22 protein-coding genes and 1 rRNA gene are annotated in these 23679 nt (G+C 56.8%); 10 read left to right on the top strand and 13 right to left on the bottom strand.

Translation table 11 applies throughout. The annotated features are described in order from the left end of the window. From QO008_RS05065 to QO008_RS05050, 4 genes are all read right to left on the bottom strand, one after another. A 16S ribosomal RNA gene (locus QO008_RS05065) occupies positions 1-198 on the bottom strand; the annotation flags it as partial. Between the two features lie 385 nt (positions 199-583). Next, positions 584-3550 (bottom strand): CehA/McbA family metallohydrolase, encoded by a 2967-nt coding sequence (locus tag QO008_RS05060; protein WP_307384885.1) that lies wholly within the window; start codon positions 3548-3550, stop codon positions 584-586. A gap of 281 nt (positions 3551-3831) precedes the next feature. Further along, positions 3832-4968 (bottom strand): glycosyltransferase, encoded by a 1137-nt coding sequence (locus QO008_RS05055; RefSeq protein WP_307384883.1) that lies wholly within the window; start codon positions 4966-4968, stop codon positions 3832-3834. A 283-nt stretch (positions 4969-5251) separates the two neighbouring features. Continuing rightward, the gene (locus QO008_RS05050; RefSeq protein ID WP_126464614.1) at positions 5252-6412 is read right to left on the bottom strand and encodes an aminotransferase class I/II-fold pyridoxal phosphate-dependent enzyme; all 1161 of its coding nucleotides are present in this window, start codon (positions 6410-6412) and stop codon (positions 5252-5254) included. A 98-nt stretch (positions 6413-6510) separates the two neighbouring features. Between QO008_RS05050 and QO008_RS05045 the strand changes: the two genes are divergently transcribed. After that, positions 6511-7287 carry an IclR family transcriptional regulator gene (locus tag QO008_RS05045; RefSeq protein ID WP_126464613.1) on the top strand — a complete coding sequence of 259 codons (777 nt, stop codon included), beginning with the start codon at positions 6511-6513 and terminating at the stop codon, positions 7285-7287. Then, complete coding sequence (locus QO008_RS05040; protein WP_307384880.1) at positions 7284-7994, top strand: CPBP family glutamic-type intramembrane protease; 711 nt, start codon at positions 7284-7286, stop codon at positions 7992-7994. The genes QO008_RS05045 and QO008_RS05040 overlap by 4 nt, the downstream gene beginning before the upstream one ends. Positions 7995-8050: 56 nt before the next feature. On the opposite strand, the gene QO008_RS05035 is transcribed toward QO008_RS05040, so the two are convergent. Both QO008_RS05035 and QO008_RS05030 read right to left on the bottom strand, forming a co-directional pair. Next, entirely contained in the window at positions 8051-8542 is a 492-nt protein-coding gene (locus tag QO008_RS05035; protein WP_307384879.1) for an LURP-one-related/scramblase family protein, read from the bottom strand. A gap of 37 nt (positions 8543-8579) precedes the next feature. Next, positions 8580-9164, bottom strand: coding sequence for a cysteine peptidase family C39 domain-containing protein (locus tag QO008_RS05030; protein ID WP_307384877.1), 585 nt, complete (start codon positions 9162-9164; stop codon positions 8580-8582). 83 nt (positions 9165-9247) lie between these two features. Between QO008_RS05030 and QO008_RS05025 the strand changes: the two genes are divergently transcribed. The 3 genes from QO008_RS05025 to QO008_RS05015 all read left to right on the top strand — a co-directional run bounded on the left by QO008_RS05025 (position 9248) and on the right by QO008_RS05015 (position 13126). Further along, positions 9248-10966, top strand: coding sequence for an ABC transporter ATP-binding protein (locus QO008_RS05025; protein WP_307384875.1), 1719 nt, complete (start codon positions 9248-9250; stop codon positions 10964-10966). After that, positions 10959-12767, top strand: coding sequence for an ABC transporter ATP-binding protein (locus QO008_RS05020; RefSeq protein ID WP_307384874.1), 1809 nt, complete (start codon positions 10959-10961; stop codon positions 12765-12767). Before QO008_RS05025 ends, QO008_RS05020 begins: the two co-directional genes overlap by 8 nt. Positions 12768-12874: 107 nt before the next feature. Next, positions 12875-13126, top strand: coding sequence for a GlsB/YeaQ/YmgE family stress response membrane protein (locus tag QO008_RS05015; protein ID WP_197721093.1), 252 nt, complete (start codon positions 12875-12877; stop codon positions 13124-13126). A 154-nt stretch (positions 13127-13280) separates the two neighbouring features. Here QO008_RS05015 and QO008_RS05010 read toward each other — a convergent pair whose 3' ends face one another. Genes QO008_RS05010 through QO008_RS05000 form a run of 3 tightly spaced genes read right to left on the bottom strand, consistent with a single transcriptional unit; the run spans position 13281 to position 15411 of the window. Then, positions 13281-13937, bottom strand: a complete 657-nt coding sequence (locus tag QO008_RS05010) for an amino acid ABC transporter ATP-binding protein (RefSeq protein WP_126464608.1) — start codon at positions 13935-13937, stop codon at positions 13281-13283. Next, on the bottom strand, positions 13934-14581 hold the full coding sequence (locus QO008_RS05005; protein WP_307384871.1) for an amino acid ABC transporter permease: 648 nt from the start codon (positions 14579-14581) through the stop codon (positions 13934-13936). The genes QO008_RS05010 and QO008_RS05005 overlap by 4 nt, the downstream gene beginning before the upstream one ends. A gap of 29 nt (positions 14582-14610) precedes the next feature. Then, positions 14611-15411, bottom strand: coding sequence for an amino acid ABC transporter substrate-binding protein (locus QO008_RS05000; RefSeq protein ID WP_307384869.1), 801 nt, complete (start codon positions 15409-15411; stop codon positions 14611-14613). Between the two features lie 127 nt (positions 15412-15538). Between QO008_RS05000 and QO008_RS04995 the strand changes: the two genes are divergently transcribed. The 5 genes from QO008_RS04995 to QO008_RS04975 are packed head-to-tail and all read left to right on the top strand — an operon-like array spanning position 15539 to position 19779. Continuing rightward, positions 15539-15898, top strand: a complete 360-nt coding sequence (locus tag QO008_RS04995; RefSeq protein WP_164715157.1) for a CidA/LrgA family protein — start codon at positions 15539-15541, stop codon at positions 15896-15898. Further along, positions 15891-16595 (top strand): LrgB family protein, encoded by a 705-nt coding sequence (locus QO008_RS04990; protein ID WP_126464604.1) that lies wholly within the window; start codon positions 15891-15893, stop codon positions 16593-16595. The genes QO008_RS04995 and QO008_RS04990 overlap by 8 nt, the downstream gene beginning before the upstream one ends. A gap of 18 nt (positions 16596-16613) precedes the next feature. Beyond that, on the top strand, positions 16614-18131 hold the full coding sequence (locus QO008_RS04985) for a ClC family H(+)/Cl(-) exchange transporter (RefSeq protein ID WP_126464603.1): 1518 nt from the start codon (positions 16614-16616) through the stop codon (positions 18129-18131). Beyond that, a complete protein-coding gene (locus QO008_RS04980) occupies positions 18128-19225 on the top strand; it encodes an ABC transporter substrate-binding protein (protein WP_307384864.1) in 1098 nt (365 codons plus the stop codon). The genes QO008_RS04985 and QO008_RS04980 overlap by 4 nt, the downstream gene beginning before the upstream one ends. Next, positions 19222-19779, top strand: coding sequence for a hypothetical protein (locus QO008_RS04975; RefSeq protein ID WP_307384862.1), 558 nt, complete (start codon positions 19222-19224; stop codon positions 19777-19779). The genes QO008_RS04980 and QO008_RS04975 overlap by 4 nt, the downstream gene beginning before the upstream one ends. A gap of 49 nt (positions 19780-19828) precedes the next feature. Here the strand turns inward: QO008_RS04975 and QO008_RS04970 are convergent, their stop codons facing one another. From QO008_RS04970 to QO008_RS04955, 4 genes are all read right to left on the bottom strand, one after another. Beyond that, positions 19829-21019, bottom strand: a complete 1191-nt coding sequence (locus QO008_RS04970) for a pyridoxal phosphate-dependent aminotransferase (protein ID WP_126464600.1) — start codon at positions 21017-21019, stop codon at positions 19829-19831. Positions 21020-21133: 114 nt separating this feature from the next. Continuing rightward, entirely contained in the window at positions 21134-22117 is a 984-nt protein-coding gene (locus QO008_RS04965; RefSeq protein ID WP_126464599.1) for an ATP-binding protein, read from the bottom strand. Then, the gene (locus QO008_RS04960) at positions 22118-23107 is read right to left on the bottom strand and encodes a DnaD domain-containing protein (protein ID WP_126464598.1); all 990 of its coding nucleotides are present in this window, start codon (positions 23105-23107) and stop codon (positions 22118-22120) included. Next, positions 23097-23660: a GNAT family N-acetyltransferase gene (locus QO008_RS04955; RefSeq protein ID WP_307384859.1), complete on the bottom strand. Its 564-nt coding sequence runs from the start codon at positions 23658-23660 to the stop codon at positions 23097-23099. The genes QO008_RS04960 and QO008_RS04955 overlap by 11 nt, the downstream gene beginning before the upstream one ends. Positions 23661-23679: the final 19 nt, after the last annotated feature.

Below are 23679 nucleotides of genomic sequence, written 5' to 3'. Positions count from 1 at the left end.
TGGTCTCATACGGTATTAATCCCGGTTTCCCGAGGCTATCCCGTTGTGAGAGGCAGGTTCCTCACGCGTTACTCACCCGTCCGCCGCTAATCCGCTCTTCTTCACCCCGAAGGGATCCGAAGAGGTTCATCGCTCGACTTGCATGTGTTAGGCGCGCCGCCAGCGTTCGTCCTGAGCCAGGATCAAACTCTCAATAAAAACTTTTGAGTTTGCCTAACTCGGATTCACTGACTGTGTTTCCGCTTTAAGCTTAGATGTGTTATGGTTTATTCTCTTATACCATTTAATTAACTTGGTTCAATGCGCCGCTTCGGTGAAGCAGCTTATTTAGTATATCTTCTCGAAAAGACTTTGTCAAGCGCTTTTTAAAACTTTGTTAAGTTTTGTTTACACTTGCTTTCCCTTCAAGAGACAACTTGTATATACTACCTCGAATTTGCCGCCGCGTCAAGTTCTTTTTAAGAACTTTTAATTTTGGCGCGCTCTTTTCGAGAGAGCTTATATATAGTAACAAGGTACGAGGTTGTTGTCAACACAAAAAAGGCGAAACTTTCGCTTCGCCTTTTGGGAGGTATTTGTCTTCTTATTTAGTTAGGCCTTTGTCGAGGAGTCGGGTAAAGATCGTCGCGATCTCGGCGCGGGTGGCGACCGCCTTGGGTGCCATACCTTCTTCGCCACGGCCGATGAGGATGCCCTCTTTCTTTGCCCAGCTCAGCGCTTCCTGCGCCCAGGGAGAGGCGCCCGCGATGGGTTCGATTGCGTCCTCTTTGGCGATGACGCCTTTTTCGAGGAAGTAGCGATACAGAAGCGTCGCCAGCTGTTCGCGGGTGATGTCTCTGTCGGCGCCGAATTCGGTGGCGCTGATGCCCTTGGCGACTCCCGCTTCGTAGGCCCAGCGTACCGCTTCTGCATACCACTTGTCGCGGGGCACGTCGGTGAAGGGAACGTCGCCCTTGGCCGCGGGACTGCCCGCCATGCGGTGGAGCATGGTGAGGATCATGCCACGACTTGCCGGCCGTGCCGGTGCGAACTCGTCGTCTCCGACGCCCTTCATAATGCCCGCGGAAACCATGCGGTCCACGGCGTCCTTAAACCAGGCGTCTTTGGGCACGTCGACAAAGTACTTCGGCGGAAGAATGGTTTCTTCGGGCGCCGGGGTCTTTTCGGTGCCGGATGTTTCGGGCGCCGGCGGGAAGAGGCCGCCGAAAATGGGACGCCATGTGCCGGGGGTGTTGCCTCCGCTCGGTGGAGTCGTCGGTTCCTTCGGATCCGTCGGCTTTTCCGGTTGCTCGGGTTGCTCGGGATTCGTCGGAGCCTCGGCGTCGCCATTGACCCGGATATCATTGCGGTTGCGTACGCGAATCCGATTGCCGTCGGGGTCGATGGAAGAAAGGCCGATCGCCTCCAGCGTATCGCCCACGGCGATTTCGGGCATGCTCTTGTCGGCGACGCCGGGACGGCCGATATAGCCGTCGATAAACACGCGAATTTCGCCGGATCCGTCGTCGATGACGATTTCGGATTTGTCTGCGTTGACTTTCTTTACGGTTCCCTTCGTCTTTACGAGAAGGCCGAGATTGTCTTTGACCGCTCCGGTCTTCAAATCGGTGGGAGCGAGGGGGGTCGCATTTTCATCCAATACTTCTATAGAAGTGATGTTGATTTGCCGCTCGCCCTGATAGGCGCTCTTTACGCCCTTGATGCGCACTTTGGCGCCTTCTTTTAAGTTCTCGGCAATCGGGAAGATGTTAATGCCGCCGGTGGCGTCTTGAATATAGGACGCATCGAAGAAGGCGGTGTTCTTGTCGTAGCCGGATACATTGGAAGTCAACTGTCCTTCCACCTGTACCACTTCGCCCTCTTTTGCCTTTTGCGCATCGGAGATAGGCACGGTCTTCAAGTCGGCCGGGAATACGGTGACTTGAACGTCTTTGGTGAATACCTTGCCGTCGGCTTTGAGGCGGAGGGTCCATTTGCGGACGCCCTGTTCGGTCGGCGTAACGGCGACGGATTTTTGAGCAGATCCCGCCAATTCATAGCCCTCGGCGGTGCCGATCACCTTGTCGCCGTCGAGAACTTCTACTTTGTCGACCTTTTTCGCGCTATCGGATTTGAAGGTATAGTTCAACACCTTTTCTTCGCCGACGACGGCTTCGTTGTTTCCTACCGGGGTTAGGGAGTCGATCCCTTCGGCGCTTACCTTTCCGGTCCAGATAGGCGCGGTCAGGGCCACATCGCCATCCGCCTCGGTGACGCGCACCACATAGTAGGGATAGTCGTTCGGTTGGTCAAACTCAAAGGAGGCCAGGGATTCGGCGCTGTTTAGTGTCTTGATCACCTTGCCGCCCACGGTCAGCAGTTCTACCGTGCCGATGCTCTCTTCGTTTTGTTCGGCGACGGCGATGCGCACCTGCAGCTTGTCCTTTGCGTTTTCGACGGTAGCGCCCATTCCCTTGCCGTCGATTTCGTATTCGATGGTCAAATCCTTGTCTTCGGTGGCGTATACCTTGAGATCGCGGATCGCTTCGATCACGTTCTCCTTGGTAAGGGCATCGGCGATGACGACCGTACGCCCTTCGTTGGCATCGCCCCATTTCTTTTTGTGATTGTCTTGGTTGATGGAGGGGGCGAGTTTCCAGCCCTTGTCGAGCGCCTTAAAGTACTCGTTGTAGCTCGGGAAATAGCCTTGAGAGGGGATGGCCCCTTCCCCGTTTCCGATCTCTACGAGCTTGACATTTTCGTTGACTTTGGGATCGTAGTGGCCGAAGTCGTCAAAGGTGCCGAAGGTCTCTCCCGGGTGGTTGAATTGGGAGAAGGTCGTTTGGTCCAGATCCTTCAACATTTCGTAGTAGGCCAAGAGTCCCTTCGAGCCTTCCTTATTGTTTAGGATCGCATCGTTTCGGGATACAAAGCCTTCGGTGTTGTAGGTGTTCATATGGCCGTAGTTGGCGCCGGTTTTCGTCCAGGTCATTTCGTACCCGTAGATGGGGAGGAAGTCCTCGGTGCGCGCGGCTTCGACGATTTCTTTGTAGCGCTTCCACTTGGACTTGCTGCCGTCGCGGGGATCTTTCAGACCGCTGTTTTCGTCGTCGATGGTGCCGAGATTGCCCTCTTTATCGAAATAGTTGGAGTGGTCGGTCAAAGAGAAGAAGTCGATATGATCCGCGGTGGATGCGTATTGGACCGCTTCTTCTGGCGTACCCGCCCCGTCGGAATAGTTGGAGTGAGAGTGGATCTGGCCGCGGTAGTGCTTCACGGTGGCCTTGCCCACATAGAACTTCCAGGAATATTCCTTTACCACATCGCCATCGGTGACGGTGATGGTCGCCTCCGTCTTGCCGTCTTTAAGGTCGGTATCGGGGGTGTAGCGCACGAGCGCGCCTTCGCGCACCATGGGCTGTTTCTCGCCGCCGTTTAGGGAGATCGTCGCCGTCGCCCGGTCGGACACATTCAAGAGGGTGGCCGAGATTTCGGGCCGCTTGTCGTCGAGCGTTTCGGCGTTGTTCGCGGGTTTTACGTTCAAAATCTGGGGCGAATTGTCTACCTTCACCGTGACGGTCTTACCGATGGATTTAGACTCGCCGTAGACGAAGGGCGCCGACGGGCACGCTGCTCAAGACCATGAGCAGCGCCAACAGAAGGGCCACACCTCTTCTCAACGAAATCATTCTTACCTTTCTGCATACTTGCTACTTATATATCGACCTTCAAACAATTGCAGTATAGCAAAGGCAAAGACCATTCAGAATAGGGGTAGATTAAGTTCCCGTTAAGGAGGACTGCGCTATGTAAAAAATAGCGAGGGCACAAAAAAAGAAGGGTTTCCCCTTCTTATGCCCGGTGGCGCATGGCCTCGGACGAGATTTCTTTGTAGACCGCGAGGACTTCTTGGGCGAAGTCGCGATCGGTGTATGCCTCGGGCGCGAGGCCTTCGGGCAGGGCGCGGATGGCGCGATAGCCCTTTAGGAACTCCTCCTCGCCGACGAAACCCATGCCGTTTTCGCCCTCTCGGAGGACCTGCTCGAGGCAGGGGTCGCGGCGCACCAAGATCGGCAGGCCCGATGCCAGCGCCTCGTTGTAGGTGAGCCCCTGGGTCTCGGAGGTCGAGGCAGATACGAAGAGATCGCCCAGGGCGTAATAGTTCTGGATCTCCTCCCAGAGCACGGCGCCGGTAAAGGCGATGCTTCGGATACGAAGATCCCGCGCCTGTTTTTCGAGCTTTCCCCGCACGGGGCCGTCGCCGACGATCAAGAGGTTCACGTCCTCGCCCGCGTCCTCGAGCTTTTTGTAGTGGTCGATGACCTGGTCGATGTTTTTTTCCTCGGCGAGGCGGCCGATATACAGCAGGGTATAGCCGGATTCGAGGCCGTAGCGCGCACGCAGGCGCTCTACCTCGTTTGCATCGCAATTGCCGTACTTGGCGGGGTCGAGCCCGGTGGGCACCACATACACGTCGCGGTAGACCTTGTAGCTGTGCAGCTTTTTGCGCACTTTGTCGGTGGGGACGATGACGCCGTCGGCGTAATTGCAGAATTTGGCGCTGAGCATGCGCACCACGGGCTTGAGTTTTTCGCTCTTGGGCACGTGGAAATAATGGGTGTAGTCTTCGTACATGGTGTGATAGCTATGTACCAGCGGAATGCCGAATTTTTGAGCGATCCGCATGCCGAGCATGCCGACGGTAAATTCCGTCTGGGTGTGGATCACATCGAGCTCCATTTGCTTGCCCTTGTGCTTCCAATAGGGTTCTACCACCAGCGCCAGATGCCGATCCTTGACCAGATAAGGCTTGATGCTGGGAATGCGATAGATATGTTCCTCCGGAGAACTTTCCGTGCCGCTTACGCGGGAGGTAATGACGTATACGGTGTGTCCCATGGCCTCCAGAGCGTTGCGCAACATATAGGTGGAGTTGGCCACCCCGTTGATCTCCGGGTAATAGGTGTCCGTAAAGAGTCCGATTCGCATAGTGCCTCCTTTGTTTCACGCTCATTGTACCAAAGATGCGTTTACAACAGATGACATTCTCGTAAACTTTTTCAAAGTTTTATCTAACGGATGTTCCCCATGCCGATTCTTAGACTTGTTTACGACATTCTTTCGCTCTACCCCCTACCCAAATGGAGAATTTGTGGTAAAATATAGTCGGCAGGTGTATTCCTGCATCCATTCATCTATGTCTAATCGTGCTCCTTAAAAAGTATAGAGCGAAAAGCGCCCCTTCGATGCCGGAAGGGGCGCTTTTTCGCGTTTATTGAAAGATTTCCATTTGCTCGATGCGATCGAAGGCGCGGTCGATGGCATCGACGTCCAATGTGACGGCGAGGCGCAGAAAGCCCTCTGCGCTCTTTCCGAAGCCGCTGCCCCGTACGGTGAGTACGTGGGCCTCTTCGGCGAGGCGTCGCCATACTTCTTCTTCCGAAAGGCCGGTGGGGCGGACGTCCATAAATAAATAGAAGGTGCCGCGGGGCGGGGCGACGTGCACGTTCTTCAGCCGCCGGATGCGCTCGTAGGCGCGGCGGGTGCGCTTCTTAAACTCCGCCACCAGCGCGGGTTGAACCGCTTTGCGATGTCGTAAGGCGTGGATCGCCGCCCGCTGTGAAATAGAGGGGGCGGCATAGACATTGCTCTCGTTGATGATATCCGCCGCGCGGATCAACGCGGGATCGGCAAGGATATAGCCGATGCGCCAGCCGGTCATGGCGAAGTTTTTGGAGAACGAACGCAGGGTGACGGTGCGCGAAAAGAAGTCTTCTAAGGAGGCAACGGGGACGAAGGGCGTCTCGTAGGAAAAGGCGGTGTAGATGTCGTCGGCGATCAAAAAGAGATCCGCCTCCTTTGCCAGATGTCCGATTTCCGTCAGGGTTTCGGTGTTTAAGGTGAGACCCGAGGGGTTGTTGGGGGTATTCAAGATGATCGCCTTGGTCTTTTCGGTGATCTTTCGGCGAATCTGTTCGATGTCGGGCACGAATCCCGCGTCGGGATCGGTCTCTACGAACACGGGGACGCCGCCCGCCATGGCGATCTGATCGGCATAGGGCGGAAAGTAGGGTTCGATGACGATGACCTCGTCGCCCGGATCGAGCATCGCCTCGAGCACGAGCCACATACCGTGGCAGGCGGAGGTGGTGACGAGGACGTTCTCTTTCGAGAGCGCCATGCCGTATTCCTCGCGCTGAAAGGCGAGGATCTCTTCGATCAGCTCCGGGTCTCCGCAGCTGTCGGTGTAGTGGGTGTGCCCCGCCAAGGCGTCTTCGGCGGCCGCGCGGATGATGATCTCGGGGGTGGCGAGATCGGGATCCCCCAGGGTAAAATCCGCCACATCGGCGTAGCGCTTCGCCAAATCGGCGCCTTCTTCCAAGGCGCTGGCGGCGGTGTTTCTGTATCTGGCTGCGACGATTTCTTTGGACATGGGCATTCCTCCGTTTCTTCTGTCGGAAATTATCTGCTATACTGAAAATACAGGCATTTCTGTATCGAATGGTACTATTATAAAGGAGAGTTGCCCTTATGGCAAAGAAACCGGAATACATCGTGCCCATGGTCCGACGGGCACTGCAAATTTTGCATTTTCTGCTGGAACACCGCGGTTCCCACGGCATCGGCGAGATCGCCCAGGCGCTAAACTTCCCCAAGACCAGCGTGTTTAAGATCCTCTATACGCTGGAATCGGACCGGCTGGTGGCAAAAGACGCCGAGGACCGTTATAGTTTGGGGCTGGGCTTTTTGCCCTTTGAGGCGGAAATCCGAAACCGCTGGAACTTCACCGACGTCACCCGCCCCATTATGGAGCGGGGCGTCGCCTTGAGCGGCGAGAGTCTGAACCTGGGGATCTGCGTAGACGACGCGATCGTTATGCTAGATACGGTGGCGGGCGAGGAGTTTTTTATTATGCGGCATTTGATCCCCATCGCTCCGCTGTACTGCTCCGCCATCGGAAAGATTTTTCTCGCGGAGTACGAAGAGGAGGACCGACGGCAGTATCTCGAAAATACAGTCTTTACGCCCCGCACCATCTCGACCCTCTGCGACGAGAAGAGCATTCTCGCCGATCTTAAGACCATCGACGAGACTGGCACCGCCTATGACCGCGAGGAATACGAGTACGGCCTCTCGTGTATGGCGAAGGGGATCTATGCCCGAGGCGAGCTCATCGCCGGGATCAGTCTCTCGGGCCCCACGAGCCGGCTCGCGCATAAAGGGATGGACCGCATGGAAGAAATCCTCGCCGATGTGGCGGATGCCCTGGCGGCGGAACCGGGACTGGGATCGCTTCTGCAGTTATGATGCTCCTCTACTTCGGCGCCCCCTGGGTGCTTCCGCAGAAGCTCGCCCTCTTGGTGCCGGGGCTCTTATACGGCGTGCGAAACGAGAAGTTTCGCCTTCCCGCCCTCGTCCTCTTCGCCTTTTACGTCCTCGCCTCGGGCTTTACGCCCTATGGGGTTTATGTAGAGGGCGCCCTTTCTCTGGGGGTTTTGTGGCTGTGGTGGCGCCATACGGACCGCCGCATACTGCTTCCGCCCCTTTTGATCCTTACCGCCGCCGCGCTCGCGACCTTTTTTGCCGCCGGGGCGGCATTTTCGGCGCACTCCCTTTCCCGGGCGGCCAACGGCCTGATCGGAACCCTCGTCTTCGTCTTTTCGGAAGAGCTGTTTCTGCGAAAGATCCTGCGGCCCGAACTCCCTGCCGGCCCCTACGGCGCCATCGCCACCGGTCTCTTGTGGGGACTGTGGCACGCGCCCCTATACCTGACGGGGTTTTATGTACTGACCCAGGCCCTTCGCGGCGCGGCAATCTCTTTGTTGATCGACGCCTTTTACGACGAAGGCGGCATCGTCACCGCCGTCGCGGTACACGCCCTACACAACGCGCTGCTCGTTCCCTTCGACGGAAGCGCCGTGCGCCTTTCGCACCATCTCCTGTTTTTTCTTCTCGTCGCTATGGGGACCGTTGTCTCTCGCAACTTTCGTTACGGCAAAGGACGCCGCTTGTAAGATCGATACATCCACAGAAAAACGCGCCGCAGAGCTACCGCGACGCGTTTTTTGTTTTAGCTGTTTTCCGCCATGTCGATCAGGTGGTCGACGGCGATCATAACGGCGACGACCACATCGCGCATTTCGGGCACATCGACGGTGATCTCGTAGGTGTCGCCCCAGGCGAGGATCTTGCGATCGACACTTCCGATCTCTCTGCCCCCGTCCCGGTCGAAGATGCGGAAGTCCTTGGCGATCAGGTCGCCCTCTACGGCGAGGTCCATATCGTCGGATTCGATGTCGATCTTGGTCCGCAAAAAGGAGAGTCGCCCCTGCAGTTTGATTTCACGGCCGTCGGCAAAGCGCACGTAAAAGCGCGGCAGGAAGGCGAAGACTTCGCGGTCGACGACGAAGATCTCCTCGCCGCGGGCATCGGAGACCCGAACGGTGTTGCCGATCAGCTTAAAGTCCTGGTCGACGTGATAGATTTCGTTCTCCCGCTCGTCGAGGATGGGATAGTGGTCGGTGATCTTGAGGACCTTCTGTTTTACGTATAGTTTTTCCATAGCGTACCTCCGTTTCGGTCGTTTCGGTGTGATCGCTTTATACCCTTCTCCCCGCGTCCTTATGCTCCAAATACGCCAGCACCCGGTAGACGGTCTTGGGGGTGAGGAGCACGTCGAAGGGCAGTTTGTAGCGCCGCCCCCAGGACGAAAACCGCACGAATTCCGCCCCGTCCTCATATAATAGTTCAGTGATGGTGACCCAATGGTAGCGAAAGCCCGGATGGGGATGATTGGTGTTCATCAGCGCCACGGGCTTGTCCGCCGCCAAGCCCTCTCGAATAAAAGACCGCGCGGCATCGCCGTAGATATGCCCGGCGATCGCCTTTAGGCGCATCTGCGGCAGGATATTCTCCAGCGCCGCTTCTAAGATGCTCGCGCCCACGATGCCCCAAGGGCGGGGCGGGGCGTGGTACAAGATGCGGTCCATGCGGGCGAGGGCATCTTTTTTATCGAGGGAAAACTCGCGCTTTTCGTAGCTGATCAAATTCGCCAGGGCGGTGACGCCGCAAGATCGGTCCACATTGTAGCCGCTCCAGCGGCCCTTTAAGGCGTTTTGGTCGAAACCGAACCCCCCCGCCACCGCGACGAAGCGCTTGTTGCGTATGCCTATACTCTCGCCCATGTGTATCCCTCCCAAGGAACGGGTATTTATTTCGACAACTAACGTACAAATCACAATCGATGTATGCACAAAAGGATGGTGGAATGAAACAGCATATCAAACCCTACATTCCCCTGATCGTCCCCGAAGTGCTCCTGATCGGCCTGAGTATTCTGGCCGATTTGTATCTACCCCGCTTGATGAGTTTTATCATCGACGCCGGGGTGCTCAGGGGCAATGTGGACTTGATCTTGGAATACGGCCTGTATATGATCGGCCTCGCCCTCGTCTCGGTGCTTTTGATGACGGCGGCGGGCCATTTGGCGTCCAAGATTTCCATGGGATTTTCACGGGATATTCGCCGGGCGATTTTTTCGCATGTATTGTCGCTCCGGTTCGAGCAGTTCGAGACCTTCGGCGCGCCCTCCATATTGACCCGCGCCACCGACGACATCAGCCAACTGGAGCGGATGGCGATCGTCACCCTACGGCCCATGGTCCGCGCGCCCCTTATGTTTTTCGGCGCCACCTTTATGGCGGTGACGACGGACCTTCCGCTCTCGGCGGTGATTCTCGTAAGCGCGCCTATGCTCTTGGGGCTGGTGTCCTGGATCGCGAGAAAATCGATCCCCGGCTTCGGTAAGATCCGCGTGCTGATGGATGCCATCAACCTCCGATTTCGCGAACGCTTGACGGGGATCCGCGTGATCCGCGCCTTTCGCCGGGAGGGCTACGAGCACGAACGGTTTACTACGGTAAACGACGAGATGCGCGCGGTGTCGGAAGAAGTCAACAATTATATGGTAATTATGCTGCCCGCCTTCAATCTCATTTTCAATATGACGATGATCGCGCTGTTGTACTTCGGCGCCGGTCGGATTTCGGCGGGGGCAATCGAAGTGGGCGATCTGATGGCCTTCATTCAGTATATTACCCAAATCATGTTCGCATTGAGCATGTTTTCTATGCTCTTTGCCATGTATCCCAACGCCCGCGCCGCCTACGACCGGATCTCGGAACTGTTGGCGACGCCGATCTATCCCGACGAGGACAAACGGGCGCTCCCCGAACAGAAGACCACCCTTACCTTCGACCACGTGAGCTTCTCGTATCCCGGCGCGGAACGGCCGGTGCTCTCGGACATCTCGTTTGAAGTAGAAGCGGGCAAAAAGCTCGCCATTATCGGCGGGACCGGCAGCGGCAAGAGCACCATCCTCCAGCTGATCCACCGCTTTTACGAGGTGAGCGAAGGGGAAATTCGCCTAAACGGCGTACCCATCGGCGATCTGTCCACTGACGCCCTTCGAAAGGCATTGGGCTATGCGCCCCAGCGCCCGCATCTGCTCTCGCGGAGCGTGCGCGACAATCTGTCCTTGGGCCGCGACATCCCCCTTTCGGACGAGGACGCCTTGGAATTTTTGGAGATTTCCCAGGCGGACGGCTTCGTCTCCAAGATGGAATCGGGGATCGACAGCGCCGTATCCCAAAGCGGAAAGAACCTATCCGGCGGGCAAAAACAGCGGCTTTCCATCGCCCGCGCCCTGGCAAAGCGGCCGAAGATTTTGCTCTTCGACGACGCCTTCTCGGCGCTGGATTTTAAGACCGACAAGGCGCTCAGAAAGGCCCTCGCCCCCATCAGCAAAGACGCCGCGACCATTATCGTCGCCCAACGGGTGATGACGGTGCTGGATGCCGACGAAATCCTCGTCCTCGAGGACGGAAAGATTCTCTCGCGCGGCACCCACGACGAACTGATGGCGTCTTCGGAGATCTACCGCGAGATCGCCGCTTCGCAATTGGGAGAGGAGGCCGCCTATGCCTAGACATATGCATGTGGTCTCGGAAAAAGACAAGCGCTCCCTGCGCACCCGGGAGAGCCGAAAGATTCTGCGCCGCCTGTTCGGCTATCTGAATCAAGACAAATTGCCGATGTTTCTCGCGGTGCTCTTTACGGCCACTTCGACGATCTTCGATATCTTTACGCCCTGGATCTTGGGGTTGGGGATTACGAGCATCTTCGAATCCCTCAAGGCGAAGGTCGCCATCGACTACGAATATCTGCTGCGCTTGATCCTGATCTTGGCGGTGCTGTATCTGCTCTCGTCGCTCTTTTATTATATTCGCGGCCGCATTCTGGTGGATATCACCCAAAAGACGGTCTATACGCTGCGGCAGGAGTTCTCGGACAAGATCGAGCGACTCCCCGTCGCCTATCTTGACGGCTATTCGGTGGGGGATCTCCTCTCGCGCATGACCAACGATATGGAATCGATCGTCAACAATATGCGCCAAAATATCGCGCAGATTATCAGCGCGGTGGTGACCATTGTAGGAATCTTGATTATGATGTTTTCCATCGAACCCCGCTTGACGCTGATCTCTCTGGTGGTGCTTCCGGTAAGCGGCATCGTAACGGCGAAGATCGCCTCGATCAGCCAGGGCTATTTCCGCAAAAAGAGCCACCATTTGGGCAAGATCGACGGCTATATGGAAGAAGTCATCAGCTCCCGCGAGGTGGTAAAGAGCTTTACCTTTGAGTCTCGGGCGCTTTCGGAATTCGACGCCATCAACGAAGATTTGTACGAAAACTCGTATAAGGCGCAGTTTATCTCGGGACAAATTATGCCCCTGATGGGCTTTATCTCGAATCTGGGCTACGTCGCCATCGCCGTATTCGGCGGATATTTGGTGCTCGCCGGCAATATTACCTTGGGCGCCATTCAGGCGTTCTTCCAATATTCCCGCAAGCTCAACCAACCCATCAGTGGCATGGCGGAAGTGGTCGGGGCGCTGCAATCGGCGATTTCGGCCGCGGACCGCATCTTTCAGGTGCTTGATGCGCCCGAAGAAGCCCCCGTACAAGACGCCGCCGTCCTCGAAGACATTCAAGGCGCCGTGCGATTTGAAGACGTGCACTTCGGCTACCAACCGGGCCGCGAGGTCATTAAGGGCTTTAGCCTCGACGTAAAAAGCGGCGAAACCATCGCCATCGTCGGCCCAACCGGCGCCGGAAAGACGACGTTGATCAACCTGCTCCTCCGCTTCTACGACGTGGATTCGGGCCGCATTACTATCGACGGCATAGACATTCGCGATATGTCCCGCGACGACCTTCGACGCCACTTCGGCATGGTGCTCCAGGACACTTGGCTGTTTTCGGGCACCATCGCCGACAATATCGCCTACGGCCGGCGCGATGCCACCGACGAAGAGATCGTAACGGCGGCAAAGGCGACCTACTCCGATAACTTTATCCGCACCCTGCCCAAGGGCTACGAGACAAAAATCACCGAGTCGGGTTCCGAGATTTCTCAGGGGCAGCGGCAGCTGTTGACCATCGCCCGCGCCCTGATCTCGGATCCGGATATTTTGATCTTGGACGAGGCGACCAGTTCGGTGGACACGCGTACGGAAAAGATGATCCAAAAGGCGATGGACCGCCTGATGGCGGGACGCACCAATTTCGTCATCGCCCACCGGCTCTCGACCATCGTCGGCGCCGATACGATCCTCGTCTTACAGGACGGCAATATCGTTGAGCAGGGCAGCCACGACGCGCTCATGCAAAAAGACGGCGTCTACGCCGAGTTGTACCGCTCGCAATTCGCCGGCGAAGAAATTTAATGTGCTTCGCCGGAAAGAATGTATGTTTTTTGTAAATTGTGAATAGAGACCCGGGCAGCGGGTATAAAAAGTATGCAATCATTGTTTAGTCATGAAAGGAGATCAATATGTTATTTTGGTTAATCTTCGGAGCTTTGACAGGTTGGATCGCCAGTATGATCGTGGGTAAGGACGCGCAAATGGGCGCTATCGCCAATATTATCACCGGGATCGTTGGATCCTTTATCGGCGGTTGGATTGCAAGCAACTTCTTGGGTCTGGGCAAGGTTTCCGGATTCAATCTCTACAGTGTATTGATCGGCGTGGCGGGTTCCGTCATTCTCTTGCTGATCGTCAACGCAGTGACTAAACGCTCCTAAGCGCTGGACAAAGTACCCTTCGGGGTACTTTTTTTTGCGAAAAACCGGGCATAAAAAATCGACGCATGGCGCCGATTTTCGGGTCTTTGCACTTGTCAAAGCCGCTTACGGGTATAAGCATACCACGGCTTTGTAAAATTCGCTTGCGGGCGCTCTATGCCGCATGTAAAATTTCTTCGCGCAACTTGCCCCCTTCAAAGTGGAGGATGCGGTCGGATACGCGGCGGGCGAATTCGCGGTCGTGGGTGACGACGATCATGCCGATGCCCTTTTGTTTGAGCCGCCCCATCATGCACACCAGCCGGTCGATGGTCTCGCGGTCTAGGGCCGATGTGGGTTCGTCGAAGCAGAGGATCTCGGGTTCCAGCATACAGGCGCGCACCACCGCCACCCGCTGCTGTTGGCCGCCGGAGAGTTCGCGGGGGTATTTGTCCGCCTCGTCCGCGATCTCCAGCTCCTCTAAAAGATCCCGCGCCCGGGCCTCCGCCACGGCGGCGTCGATCCCGTGGAATTTCGGCGCGAGGAGGATATTTTCCCATACGGTCATCTTGGGAAACAGGTGATACCCCTGAAACACCATGCCGATCTTCTTTGCGTCGGTCTCGCCGACGGGCATTCGGCGGTCGTCGAATCGGATCTCGCCGGCGCTGTATGTTTCCAGGCCGTTTAGGCAGCGGAGAAAGGTGGTCTTGCCCTCGCCGCTTTTTCCGGCGATGGTGACGATCTCATCGGATGTGATGTCGAGATCGATGCCCTGCCAAATCTTTCGTTCTCCGAAATATTTTTCTAAATTTCGAACGGATATTTTCATGACGCTTCGATCTTCCTCTCCATATTTCTGAGCAGTATGCTGAGCGCGCCGACGATCACGAGGTATAAAACCCCCACATAGACATAGGGCAGAATCGACGACATGGTATTGGATACGGACTTCGCCGCCTTTAAGATGTCCATCACCCCGAGGATATACACCAAGGAAGTGTCCTTGACGAGGGTGATGACTTCGTTGGAAAGCGCGGGGAAACTGCGCGAGATCACCACCGGCAGGATGACCTTAAAGAAGGTATAGCTTTTGGAGAGCCCCAGCACCTTTCCCGCCTCCCACTGGCCGGGGTCGACGGATTGGATGCCGCCCCGCAGGATTTCCGCAAAATAGGCGGTGTAGTTCAAAACAAAGGCGAGGAATATGGCGCTGTATCTCCCCAGGGCAATCGCCCCCACCGGCAAAAGGGGCAGGCCGAAGAATACGAACATCAGCTGCAGCAAAAGGGGCGTACCCCGCATAATATAGATATAGAGGGCGGCGAGCCTCGAGAGAATGGGGTTCTTCGAGAGCCGCGCCAGCGCCACCGGAAGCGACAGAACGGCGGAGAAGAGCAAGGTGACGAAAAACACCGCCGCCGTCGTCCGGATCCCCTCTCCCAACAAGGGGAGAAGTCGTTGTAATACTTCCAAATCGGCCTCCTGATCTTACCGATCTACGCCTATTTTGCGAAATAGGTCGCGTAGATCTTGTCGTAGGTTCCGTCTTCCTTTTGTTCCTTCATCGCCTGATCCAGCGCGGATTTCAGGGCCACATCGTCTTTGCGCATGCCCACGGCGTAGCGCTCTTCGCCGAAGTTTTCGTCGAGCACTTTGTAGTTTTCCTCGCCGTTTTCCTTCATATAATAACGCGCGAGTACCTCGTCGACCACCAGCGCGTCCGAACGACCCGCCTCCACGTCTTTAAAGCATTCCACATTGGTGGCGTATTCCACCGGCACTTCCGCCAATGTATCGACAAAGGCCGCATCTTCCATGACCGCCTTGAGCGCCGAGGACTCGCCCTGCACGGCGATGCGCTTACCCGCGAGATCCGCCTTGGAATTGACCGGCGAATCGTTTTGGGTTACGATTATTTGACGATTGTCCATATAGGGCTCGGAGAATGCCACCATTTCCTCGCGCTCCGGCGTAATGGAGTATCCGTTCCATATAAAGTCGATATTGCCGGATTCGAGTTCCTGTTCCTTCATGGTCCAATCGACGGGCTGAAAGTCCAGCTCGATGCCCATGCGCTTCGCCGCATCGCGCGCGAGCTCGACGTCGAAGCCGATCAGCTCGCCGGATTCGTCTCGAAATCCCATGGGCGCGAAGGTGTCGTCCAGGCCGACTACATAGGTCTTTTCGGTATCCAGGACGGCATCCGCGCCGGCTTTTTCATCGGCTGCGGCCGCGTTCTCTTTGCCACAGCCCGCCAAGAGCAGGAGGCAGAGCGTCAATAGGGCGATCAGTTTCTTGTTCATGGTTTTGTCCTTTCTCGATTGCTTTTATTCATTATCGCTTTATCATACTAAATCATCTGTTTCTATAATACCCCCTTTGCTCCCCTTTGTAAAGGGCGGATTGAAAATATATTGTATTGGAGGTTCTATGCGCAATACCTACGGTTTTTTGATTCTATTGCTCTGTCTGCTTTTCGGAAATATCCTGACGCTTTTGATTCCGGTGGCGATTCCCGGATCCATTTATGGGATGGGAATTTTTCTCGCCGGATTGGTGGCCGGTGTGATTCCCGAGGAGATCGTCGATGCGATCTGCGAATCGCTCTTGCTGCATATGAATCTGTTTTTTGCCCCGGGGGCGGTCAATCTGATCCTCGTCTACCCCTCGATTCGGGGCACGGTCTTAAAGATTCTCTTCGTTACGGTGGTCTCGACGATTCTCGTCATTATCTCCACCGGCCTCACCACCCAATTTTTGGCCCGCAGAAAGGAGGCGCGCCGTGTCTGATATCCTCGCCGTACTGATCGATACGCCGCTGTTCGGGGTGCTGCTTACCGTGGCAGCCTTTCTGTCGGCGGAGCGGATCGTCGAGCGCCTAAAGCGCCCGTATATCACCAATCTCTTCGTCTCTTTGCTCCTCTTAATCGGGTTTTTGACCCTGACGGGGATCGACGTCGCGTCCTACCAAAAGGGCGGGGATATGATTACCTTTTTGGTAGGGCCCATGACCCTCGCCTTGGGGATGCCGGTGTATAAACAGCGCCACGTGCTCCTCGCCAATGCGGTGCCGATTTTGGGCGGCATTTTCGTCGGGGCGGTGGTCGCCTTGGTGTCGGGCTTTGTGCTGGGCACCTTGGTGGGGCTCGATGCGAGCGCGATTTTAAGCATTCTGCCCAAAAACACCACCACGGGCATTGCCCAGGAGCTGATTCGCACCCTGGGCGAAGACAGCGCGCTCACCATCGCGCTGGTGATCGTCGCCGGAAACACGGGCTATATGGCTGCGTCGAATCTCTATTCGCTCTTCGGCATTCGCCACCCCATCGCCCGGGGCGTGGCGCTGGGCACCGCCTCCCACGCGGTGGGCACCAAGCGTGCGCTGGAAATGGGCGAGACGGAAGGAGCGGTCTCGTCGATCGCCATCGGCGTGACGGGGATTATCACGACGATCCTCTTGCCGATCGTACTCCACTTGTTGTCGTAAACTTCGGAAAGGAGCGCTATGGAAACCCATCAAACGGAAAATTATAAAAACGGCAGGCTCCGGATTCGCCTCTTGATCGGCGGGTCTTTGGTGGGCCTGTTTTCGGGACTGATCGCCGTCTTCTACCGCTATACGCTGGGGCAGATCGACGGGATCCGCAACTTTCTCTTTTCGGATATGACGGCGGCAAAGGGCGCGGGGATGCTGCTCGCCTTTTTCGTCCTCGCGTTTCTGATGCACCGCCTCTTGTCGTGGGCGCCGTACAGCGGCGGCAGCGGGATTCCGCAGATTCGCGGGCAGCTGCTGGGCCGGGCGGAGATCGCGCCGGTCCCCACCCTCATCTCGAAATTCTTCGGCGGCTCTATGGCCGCCCTGTCGGGGCTTACCCTGGGGCGGGAGGGCCCTTCGATCCAACTGGGCGGCACCCTCGCGGGGCTTCTCGCCGACAAAGCGGGCGTCTCGCATATGGAAAGCCGCTATCTCGTCACCGCCGGGGCGTCGGCGGGGCTCGCGGCGGCGTTTAATGCCCCCCTCGCCGGGGCACTCTTCGCCTTAGAAGAGATGCACAAGAGCCTCTCCCACTACTTTGTCGTGCCCTGTATCGTCTCGTCGGTGGTGGCGAATTTCGTGAGCTTTCGCCTCTTGGGGATGGAACCCGCCTTCTCCTTTCCCATGGAACGGATGCTCCCGGTGGACTTTATCTGGGCGCCCGTAGCCATCGGCGTACTGGGCGGCGTATTCGGCGTCGTCTTTAACAAGGGACTCTTGGCCACTTCGGCGCGCATCAAGGCGCTTTCGATCCCCCGCTATGGGGTGATCTTTCTCGCCATGGCGCTCGTCTTTCTCTTCGGCCTCTACAATCCCCTCTTGCTGGGGGGCGGCCACGGGCTAATCGAATCCCTGGCGGATGCGCCCATGGCACCGCGCCTTCTCGTGCTCTTCTTTTGTATCCGCCTGCTTTTGGTGTGGACCGGCTACGGCAGCGGCGCCCAGGGAGGGATCTTTCTTCCCGTCTTGACCCTGGGCGCGCTCCTCGGCGCCTTCGGCCACTTCGTGTTACCCATCGACGACATCTACTACGCCAACTTTTTGTACCTCGGCATGGCGGCGATCCTCTCGTCGGTGATTCAGGCGCCGCTCCTTTCGATCCTCTTGGTTTCGGAGATGAGCGGCACCATGCTACAGATGATCTCGGTAACCACCGCGGCGATGGTCGCCTATCTGATCGCGCAGATCCTTAAGAGCGAACCGATCTACGAATCCCTCTACGACAATATGTTTGCCGAAGACAGTCGCGCCGGCGAGCCCGCCTATTCCATGCAGTACTTCCTCGTGCCGGGAGATGCGCCGTATATCGGCATCCCCCTACATCGCATGCACATTCCCCATCACGGCATGATCGCATCGGTACAGCGGGAAGGGCGCATTTTTACCCCCAATCGGGACACCACCTTAGAGGGCGGCGACGAGATCTTGCTGTTGATCGCGGAGGAATCCTTGGAGGCGGCGACGGAATACTTCGGAGGTGCGCCGTGATTTGGCCGATGATTCTCCTCCTCTGCTTGACGACCGCTTGTAGTCCCGCGAAAGAGGTCCCGAAAGACGAAATCGTCGTCGGCGTATTCGAGCCCTTAAACGGCATCTACGGCGAATCGGGCAGGGAGACGCTGCGCGGAGTCACCCTCGCCAACGAACGGCGGCCCCGCGCCCTCGGCAAAAAGGTGGTGCTTTCGGTCTACAATACCAAAAGCCAGACCTTCGAATCCGCCAATGCCGTCGCCATCCTCACCGACAAGGGCGCAAACGGCTTGATCGGCACCTTCGGCACCGACAGCATGAACCAGGCAAAGCCCGCCATCGCCGCGGCGGAAGTCCCCGCCCTCACCGGCTCCACTTCGCCGGACTTGGCGAAAAACTACTGGATCACCCAAATCAGCGTCGACGACGTGGAGCAGGCGAAGGCCATGGCGCAGTACGCCGTGGAAGATTTGGGCCTACGGGACATCGCGCTGGTGATCGACGCCGAAATGCGCTACGGCGCGCACCTCGCCTATACCTTTGAACATATGGTGCCGACAGATGTGAATATCTATAAAGTCTACTACCACTCCGGGGAGACCCGCTTTCGAAACGAGATCGACCGCCTCAAAAAGCTCCCCATCGACGGCATCTACTGCCCGGGGGATGCCGCCACCAGCGCCTATCTGCTTTCGGCCCTCAAAAAAGAGATGCCCGATGTCGCCGTGATGGGCGCGGACCGCTGGGAGAACCCGTCCTTTTACGAGATCGCGAAGGACGCGGCGGAAGGGGCGTATTTTACCGCCCACTACGCCCGCTACGACACCTTTAACGCCGCTTCGGAGACCTTTCACAAGGCCTACGAGAAAAAATACGGCGAATCCCCCACCAGTTACGCCGCCATCGGCTACGACGCGTACAATCTGTTTCTCGACGCGGCGGAATCGGCGGGATCCGACGCCCCCGAAGCGGTGGCGAAGGAACTTAGGCATCTGGAGCGCTTCGACGGTGCCTTGGGGATCGCCGATCGACGCGGGCCCCGCCGGGTGCCGATCCTCAAACAGTACGGAAAGCGCGGGCGCTATGTCGAGACCGTCGAGGTGCCGCGATGAAACGAAACAATCGCGATCTCCTCTTTTTCGCCTTATCCCTCGCCCTGTGGTGGGGCCTGTGGTATAAGGGCCTAGTACCCAAAACCTACGTCGTAGGCCTTGCGGTGCTTCTTATCGCCTATTTTTCGACGGAGTGGATCCGCGAAAGCACGCCCGTACTTAAAGGCATCGCCCTCTTTATGATCGCCCTTCTTTACCCCTACGCCGCCGTCGCGGTGACGGAGATCTCCGCCACAGGTCCCCTGGAGGGGCTGATCACCCTGTTGTTTGCGCTCCACTTTTTGTTGCAGTGGATCGCCTTTCGGGACAGCTTTTCGGCGCTCTTTCAGCAGGGGGCGCCGCGCCTCTTCGCCGCGCTCCTTCTCTCGATCGCCTTCGGCCTCGTATGGGCGACGACCGACCTCGCCCTCCCCGATGGCGCACTGATTCGCGCCCTCCCCGCACGCATCCATGCCGCCTATCCCCGGGCTCTGATCGTCGCGGGGATCCATTTGGCCTGTTTTCTCTTTCTGCCGGATGTCGCCGTCAAAAAACACGGCATTTTCGGCAAATAAAAAATCGGTTCCGAGTGATTTCGGAACCGATTTTTGATTGCGCGTATTCTTATCTTGCCTTGTATGCCTTGAGGCCTTCGTCGAGAATGTGCATTGCCTTGCGAATGGCATCCACATTGAGTACGAATGCGAGACGTACTTGACTTTGGAAATTTTCACTGTGTTCGTAGAATCCGGAAGCAGGCGCCATCATCAGGGTTTCGCCGTCCACGTCGAATTCTTCGAGCAACCAACGGCAGAAGTCGTCGGCGTCGTCTACGGGAAGATCGGCGATGGTATAGAATGCGCCGCCCGCCATATTGCACTTCACGCCTTCGATCTTGTTGAGCTCTTCGACGATGACATCGCGACGTTCTTGGTAAACGGTCTTGATGTTTTCGAAGTACTCGTCGTCCATTTGATAGAGTGCGGCGGCACCGATCATATCGACGGTGGGCGCTGCCAAACGGCCGGTCGCGAGCTTCAGAGCCGCGGCGATAAAGTCTTTGTTCTTGCTGGCGAGGTTACCGATACGGGCACCGCAACCGCTGAAGCGTTTGGAGATGGAATCTTGCAGGATCAGACGGTCTTGGATGCGTTCGATGGTACCGAAGCTGGAGAATTCTCTGCCGTCGAAGATAAATTCGCGGTAGAGTTCTTCGGCGATAATGTAGAGATCGTTGTCGATGGCGATGTCTGCGATCATTTCGATTTCTTCTTGGGTGTAGACGGCACCGGTGGGGTTACCGGGGTTTGCCAAGAGGATCGCCTTGGTCTTATCGTTGATCTTGGATTCGATGACTTCTCTGGAGGGCAGGTGGAAGTCATTTTCTACCGTGGTTGGGAAGGTGCTGACGGTGGTAGAGGTTTCGATAAAGTAGGAGTAGTAGTTGGTGTAGTAGGGTTCGCAGGTGAGGATTTCATCGCCTACGTCGGTGATGGCCAACAAGGTGAACAAAAGCGCCTCGGATCCGCCTACGGTTACGACGATGTCGTCGGCTTCCATGGGGATGTTGCGTTTTTGATAGTATTGTGCCATGCCTTCGCGCAGTTCTTGAAGACCGGCGGAGGGGGCGTAGCTCAATACGTCCATGTCGATGTTTTTAATCGCTTCGAAGAATTCCTTCGGGGTTTCCACGTCGGGTGCGCCGATGTTTAAGTGGTATACCTTTTTGCCTTCTTCTTTTGCCTTTTGTGCGTAAGGCGTGAGTTTACGGATCGCACTATACGGCATGGATTGAATACGATTGGATAGTTTCATGAAAATCTCCTCTCTTTCTTTGTGTCTTCATTATAGAACAAAAAAAACGATTTCTCAAGCACGCCAAGGCGAGAAACAGCGTTTCTCGACAAGTATATAGTATGGAATTTTTCCTTAGGCGCCGTCGCTTTCCCAGCGCAGATCCGGCCCGTAAAAAGCGACAGGCACGAACTTGTGAAAGATCCGCGAAAATATGCGGTCGCCGTAGACCGAGGAGATCTCCCGCGGGGTGAGATTGGTGCTGATGATGGTCTTTTTGCCGTCGATCAGGCGGGTGTTGATGATATTGAAGAGCTGGGAGTTAGTAAAGGAATTGGAAAGCTCCGTGCCCAGATCGTCGACGATGAGAAGGTCGGCGGCAAAAATGCTCTCGTAGGCCATTTCCGCCTCGGGGGTCTTTTCTTTGTTGAAGACCTTTTCTTCGAAGATGCGCACCAGACCGAAAGCGGTTTCGTAGACCACGGCGTAGTTTCTCGCCATCAGCTCCGCCGCCACCGCGTGGGAAAGAAAGGTCTTGCCCTGTCCGGTGGGGCCGTAAAAGAGGAGATTGGTGTCGTCGGCTTCGGCGAAGTCCTCGACAAATTTTTCCGCCGTGGCGAGGATATGCCGCATATTTTCCCGGGGCGAGAGGACCTCGTCGCCATAGGGAAGGTCCGAGAAAATGTCCAGACGAAAATTGCCGAAGTTGTGCTTTTCGATCTGCCGCTCGATATTGCTGCCGCGGTGCAGGTAGCCGGTGATCTTTCTGCGCATACAGATGCAGCGGCTGCCGTCTTCCAAATACCCCTTGTCCTTGCAATGGGGACAGTCGTAGACGGGATCGAGATAGTCCGCGGGCAGCCCCGCCGAAAGGAGCAGCGATCGCCGGTAGCCCTCGAGCGCTTCGAGCTCGCGCACCGCCGTCTCGGCGGAGGCGACGTCCTTCGACTTCAGGCTCTCTTTTACCGCTTCATAGCCCAAGTTCCGTATATCCGCCTCCACCTCGGCGAGGCCGGGGACCATAAAGTGCGCCTCTTCTTTGCGATCGGCGAGGATCTTTTCGTTTTTTCTCTGAATGTCCTCGTATTCTTTGCGAATGTGATCGAAGATCGATGCCATCTATTTCTCCCTCTTTTGTTCCTGAAACTGCCGCCACTTGCGCCGCGCCATATCCTCCAGGGCATCGGCGCTGTACTTTGCGGTGGCGGAGTCGGCGATGGGCGGGGCCTTTTTCAGCGGCGCCCGCTTCGCCGGCTTCTTGTCCTTGTCGAGATCGGCAAGGGTCCGGATCCCCTTCGCCTTCCAGGCGGCGAGAATGCTTTCGAAATAGCGCCAGTTGGGTTTTTGGATGCCGCCGGTGCGCGCCGCCGCCGCTTCGAGGAGCGCAAAGTCCATATGCGCGAGATACCGCTCGATCGCCTCCATTTCGTCGCGGATAAAGGGCTTATCGCCCAGTCCCATCGCCGTAAGCAGGTGGCGGTAGCGGAAGTAGCGCTCGTCGTGGGTGCGGAAGTTTTCCGCGAGGGCCTCTTCGGTACGCACATTGGCATCCGCCCAGTTGCGCACAATCCCCTCGATATACTTCACCGAACGCTTGTTTTTTTCCTCGGTGCCGTAGCGAAACGCCTCGAGGATCATTTTGGCGGGCATATTGTAGACCGTGCGCCAATCGGCGATGTCGATCTTCTGCTGCGGCGAGATCTCGCGGCGCATATAGTACTCGGCGCGGGTCAACAGATGCGCCACTTCCTCGTCCTCGATGCGGCGCACCAGGGCGGAGTCGCTCCGATCCGGGGTGTAGATTTCGCGGGTGTAGAGTTCCTTGAGCCGCAGAAAGCGAATGCCGTAGCTCTCGCCCTCGTAGATTTTCTCGACGATGCCCTCGCTCTCCCAGTAGTCCCACGCCTTTTCGACGTCGGATTCGAGGATCGACAGGCGATCGGCGATGCTCCGGTTGTCGCCCTCCCCGCCGTTCAGCGCCATCTGGTAGCCGACCAGATAGACCTTGACGAAGTCCCCGTCCGCCTGGGGCATATAGTCGTTCAAAAAAATATTTTCGACGGGGGTATCCCCCAAATCCAACTGCAGATTGTCTACCCTAAATTGCACGACGCCACCTATCCTTCGACAAAACCATATGATCCACCCATACCACGGCGTAGTCCCTGTGAAAGCGGATGCGGTCAGCAAAGGGAACGATCGCCGCGTGGGATGCGTCCACCCCGGGCATCTCTACCTGGCGGGGCACCTCTCGCGTCTTTCGGAATCCGAGCCGGCGATAGAGCGCGAGGGCGCGCCGGTTCCACGGAAGCACCTCGAGGTGAATCCGCATCAGCGCCAAGTCCTCGAAGCCGTACGCCAACAGCCACGTAAGGGCCGCATGGCCGATGCCCCGCCCGCTGTAGGCGGGATCGATAATAATGCCCACCTCGGCGGTGCGGGTGATGGCGGAGATGTGCTTTAAGCCCATATACCCCACCGCCCGGCCGTCTTCGAGGATGGCGAAATAGTCGTCCCGTGCGCCCTTGGTCTTCCAGCGATACCACTCGCCCACGGTCTCTTCGGTCTCGATAAAATTATACATCGCATAGAGGGGATCGCGGTGATCCCGCCAGTTCAAAAAGTCCCGCACATGCGCTTCTTGCAGGGGTTCAATATGCACCGACATCCCCTCCTTTCCT

The organism is Aedoeadaptatus ivorii (genome assembly GCF_030815095.1).
Classification (GTDB): Bacteria; Bacillota; Clostridia; order Tissierellales; family Peptoniphilaceae; genus Aedoeadaptatus; species Aedoeadaptatus ivorii.
Note: the sequence above shows the minus strand (reverse complement) of the source record. Positions and strands in the feature narration are given on the sequence as shown.

Excerpts from the sequence above, each read along its gene's own strand:
- QO008_RS05055 (WP_307384883.1), bottom strand. The coding sequence starts at position 4,968 with ATGCGAATCGGACTCTTTACGGACACCTATTACCCGGAGATCAACGGG.
- QO008_RS05050 (WP_126464614.1), bottom strand. The coding sequence starts at position 6,412 with ATGTCCAAAGAAATCGTCGCAGCCAGATACAGAAACACCGCCGCCAGC.
- QO008_RS05045 (WP_126464613.1), top strand. The coding sequence starts at position 6,511 with ATGGCAAAGAAACCGGAATACATCGTGCCCATGGTCCGACGGGCACTG.
- QO008_RS05040 (WP_307384880.1), top strand. The coding sequence starts at position 7,284 with ATGATGCTCCTCTACTTCGGCGCCCCCTGGGTGCTTCCGCAGAAGCTC.
- QO008_RS05035 (WP_307384879.1), bottom strand. The coding sequence starts at position 8,542 with ATGGAAAAACTATACGTAAAACAGAAGGTCCTCAAGATCACCGACCAC.
- QO008_RS05030 (WP_307384877.1), bottom strand. The coding sequence starts at position 9,164 with ATGGGCGAGAGTATAGGCATACGCAACAAGCGCTTCGTCGCGGTGGCG.
- QO008_RS05025 (WP_307384875.1), top strand. The coding sequence starts at position 9,248 with ATGAAACAGCATATCAAACCCTACATTCCCCTGATCGTCCCCGAAGTG.
- QO008_RS05020 (WP_307384874.1), top strand. The coding sequence starts at position 10,959 with ATGCCTAGACATATGCATGTGGTCTCGGAAAAAGACAAGCGCTCCCTG.
- QO008_RS05015 (WP_197721093.1), top strand. The coding sequence starts at position 12,875 with ATGTTATTTTGGTTAATCTTCGGAGCTTTGACAGGTTGGATCGCCAGT.
- QO008_RS05010 (WP_126464608.1), bottom strand. The coding sequence starts at position 13,937 with ATGAAAATATCCGTTCGAAATTTAGAAAAATATTTCGGAGAACGAAAG.
- QO008_RS05000 (WP_307384869.1), bottom strand. The coding sequence starts at position 15,411 with ATGAACAAGAAACTGATCGCCCTATTGACGCTCTGCCTCCTGCTCTTG.
- QO008_RS04995 (WP_164715157.1), top strand. The coding sequence starts at position 15,539 with ATGCGCAATACCTACGGTTTTTTGATTCTATTGCTCTGTCTGCTTTTC.
- QO008_RS04985 (WP_126464603.1), top strand. The coding sequence starts at position 16,614 with ATGGAAACCCATCAAACGGAAAATTATAAAAACGGCAGGCTCCGGATT.
- QO008_RS04975 (WP_307384862.1), top strand. The coding sequence starts at position 19,222 with ATGAAACGAAACAATCGCGATCTCCTCTTTTTCGCCTTATCCCTCGCC.
- QO008_RS04970 (WP_126464600.1), bottom strand. The coding sequence starts at position 21,019 with ATGAAACTATCCAATCGTATTCAATCCATGCCGTATAGTGCGATCCGT.
- QO008_RS04965 (WP_126464599.1), bottom strand. The coding sequence starts at position 22,117 with ATGGCATCGATCTTCGATCACATTCGCAAAGAATACGAGGACATTCAG.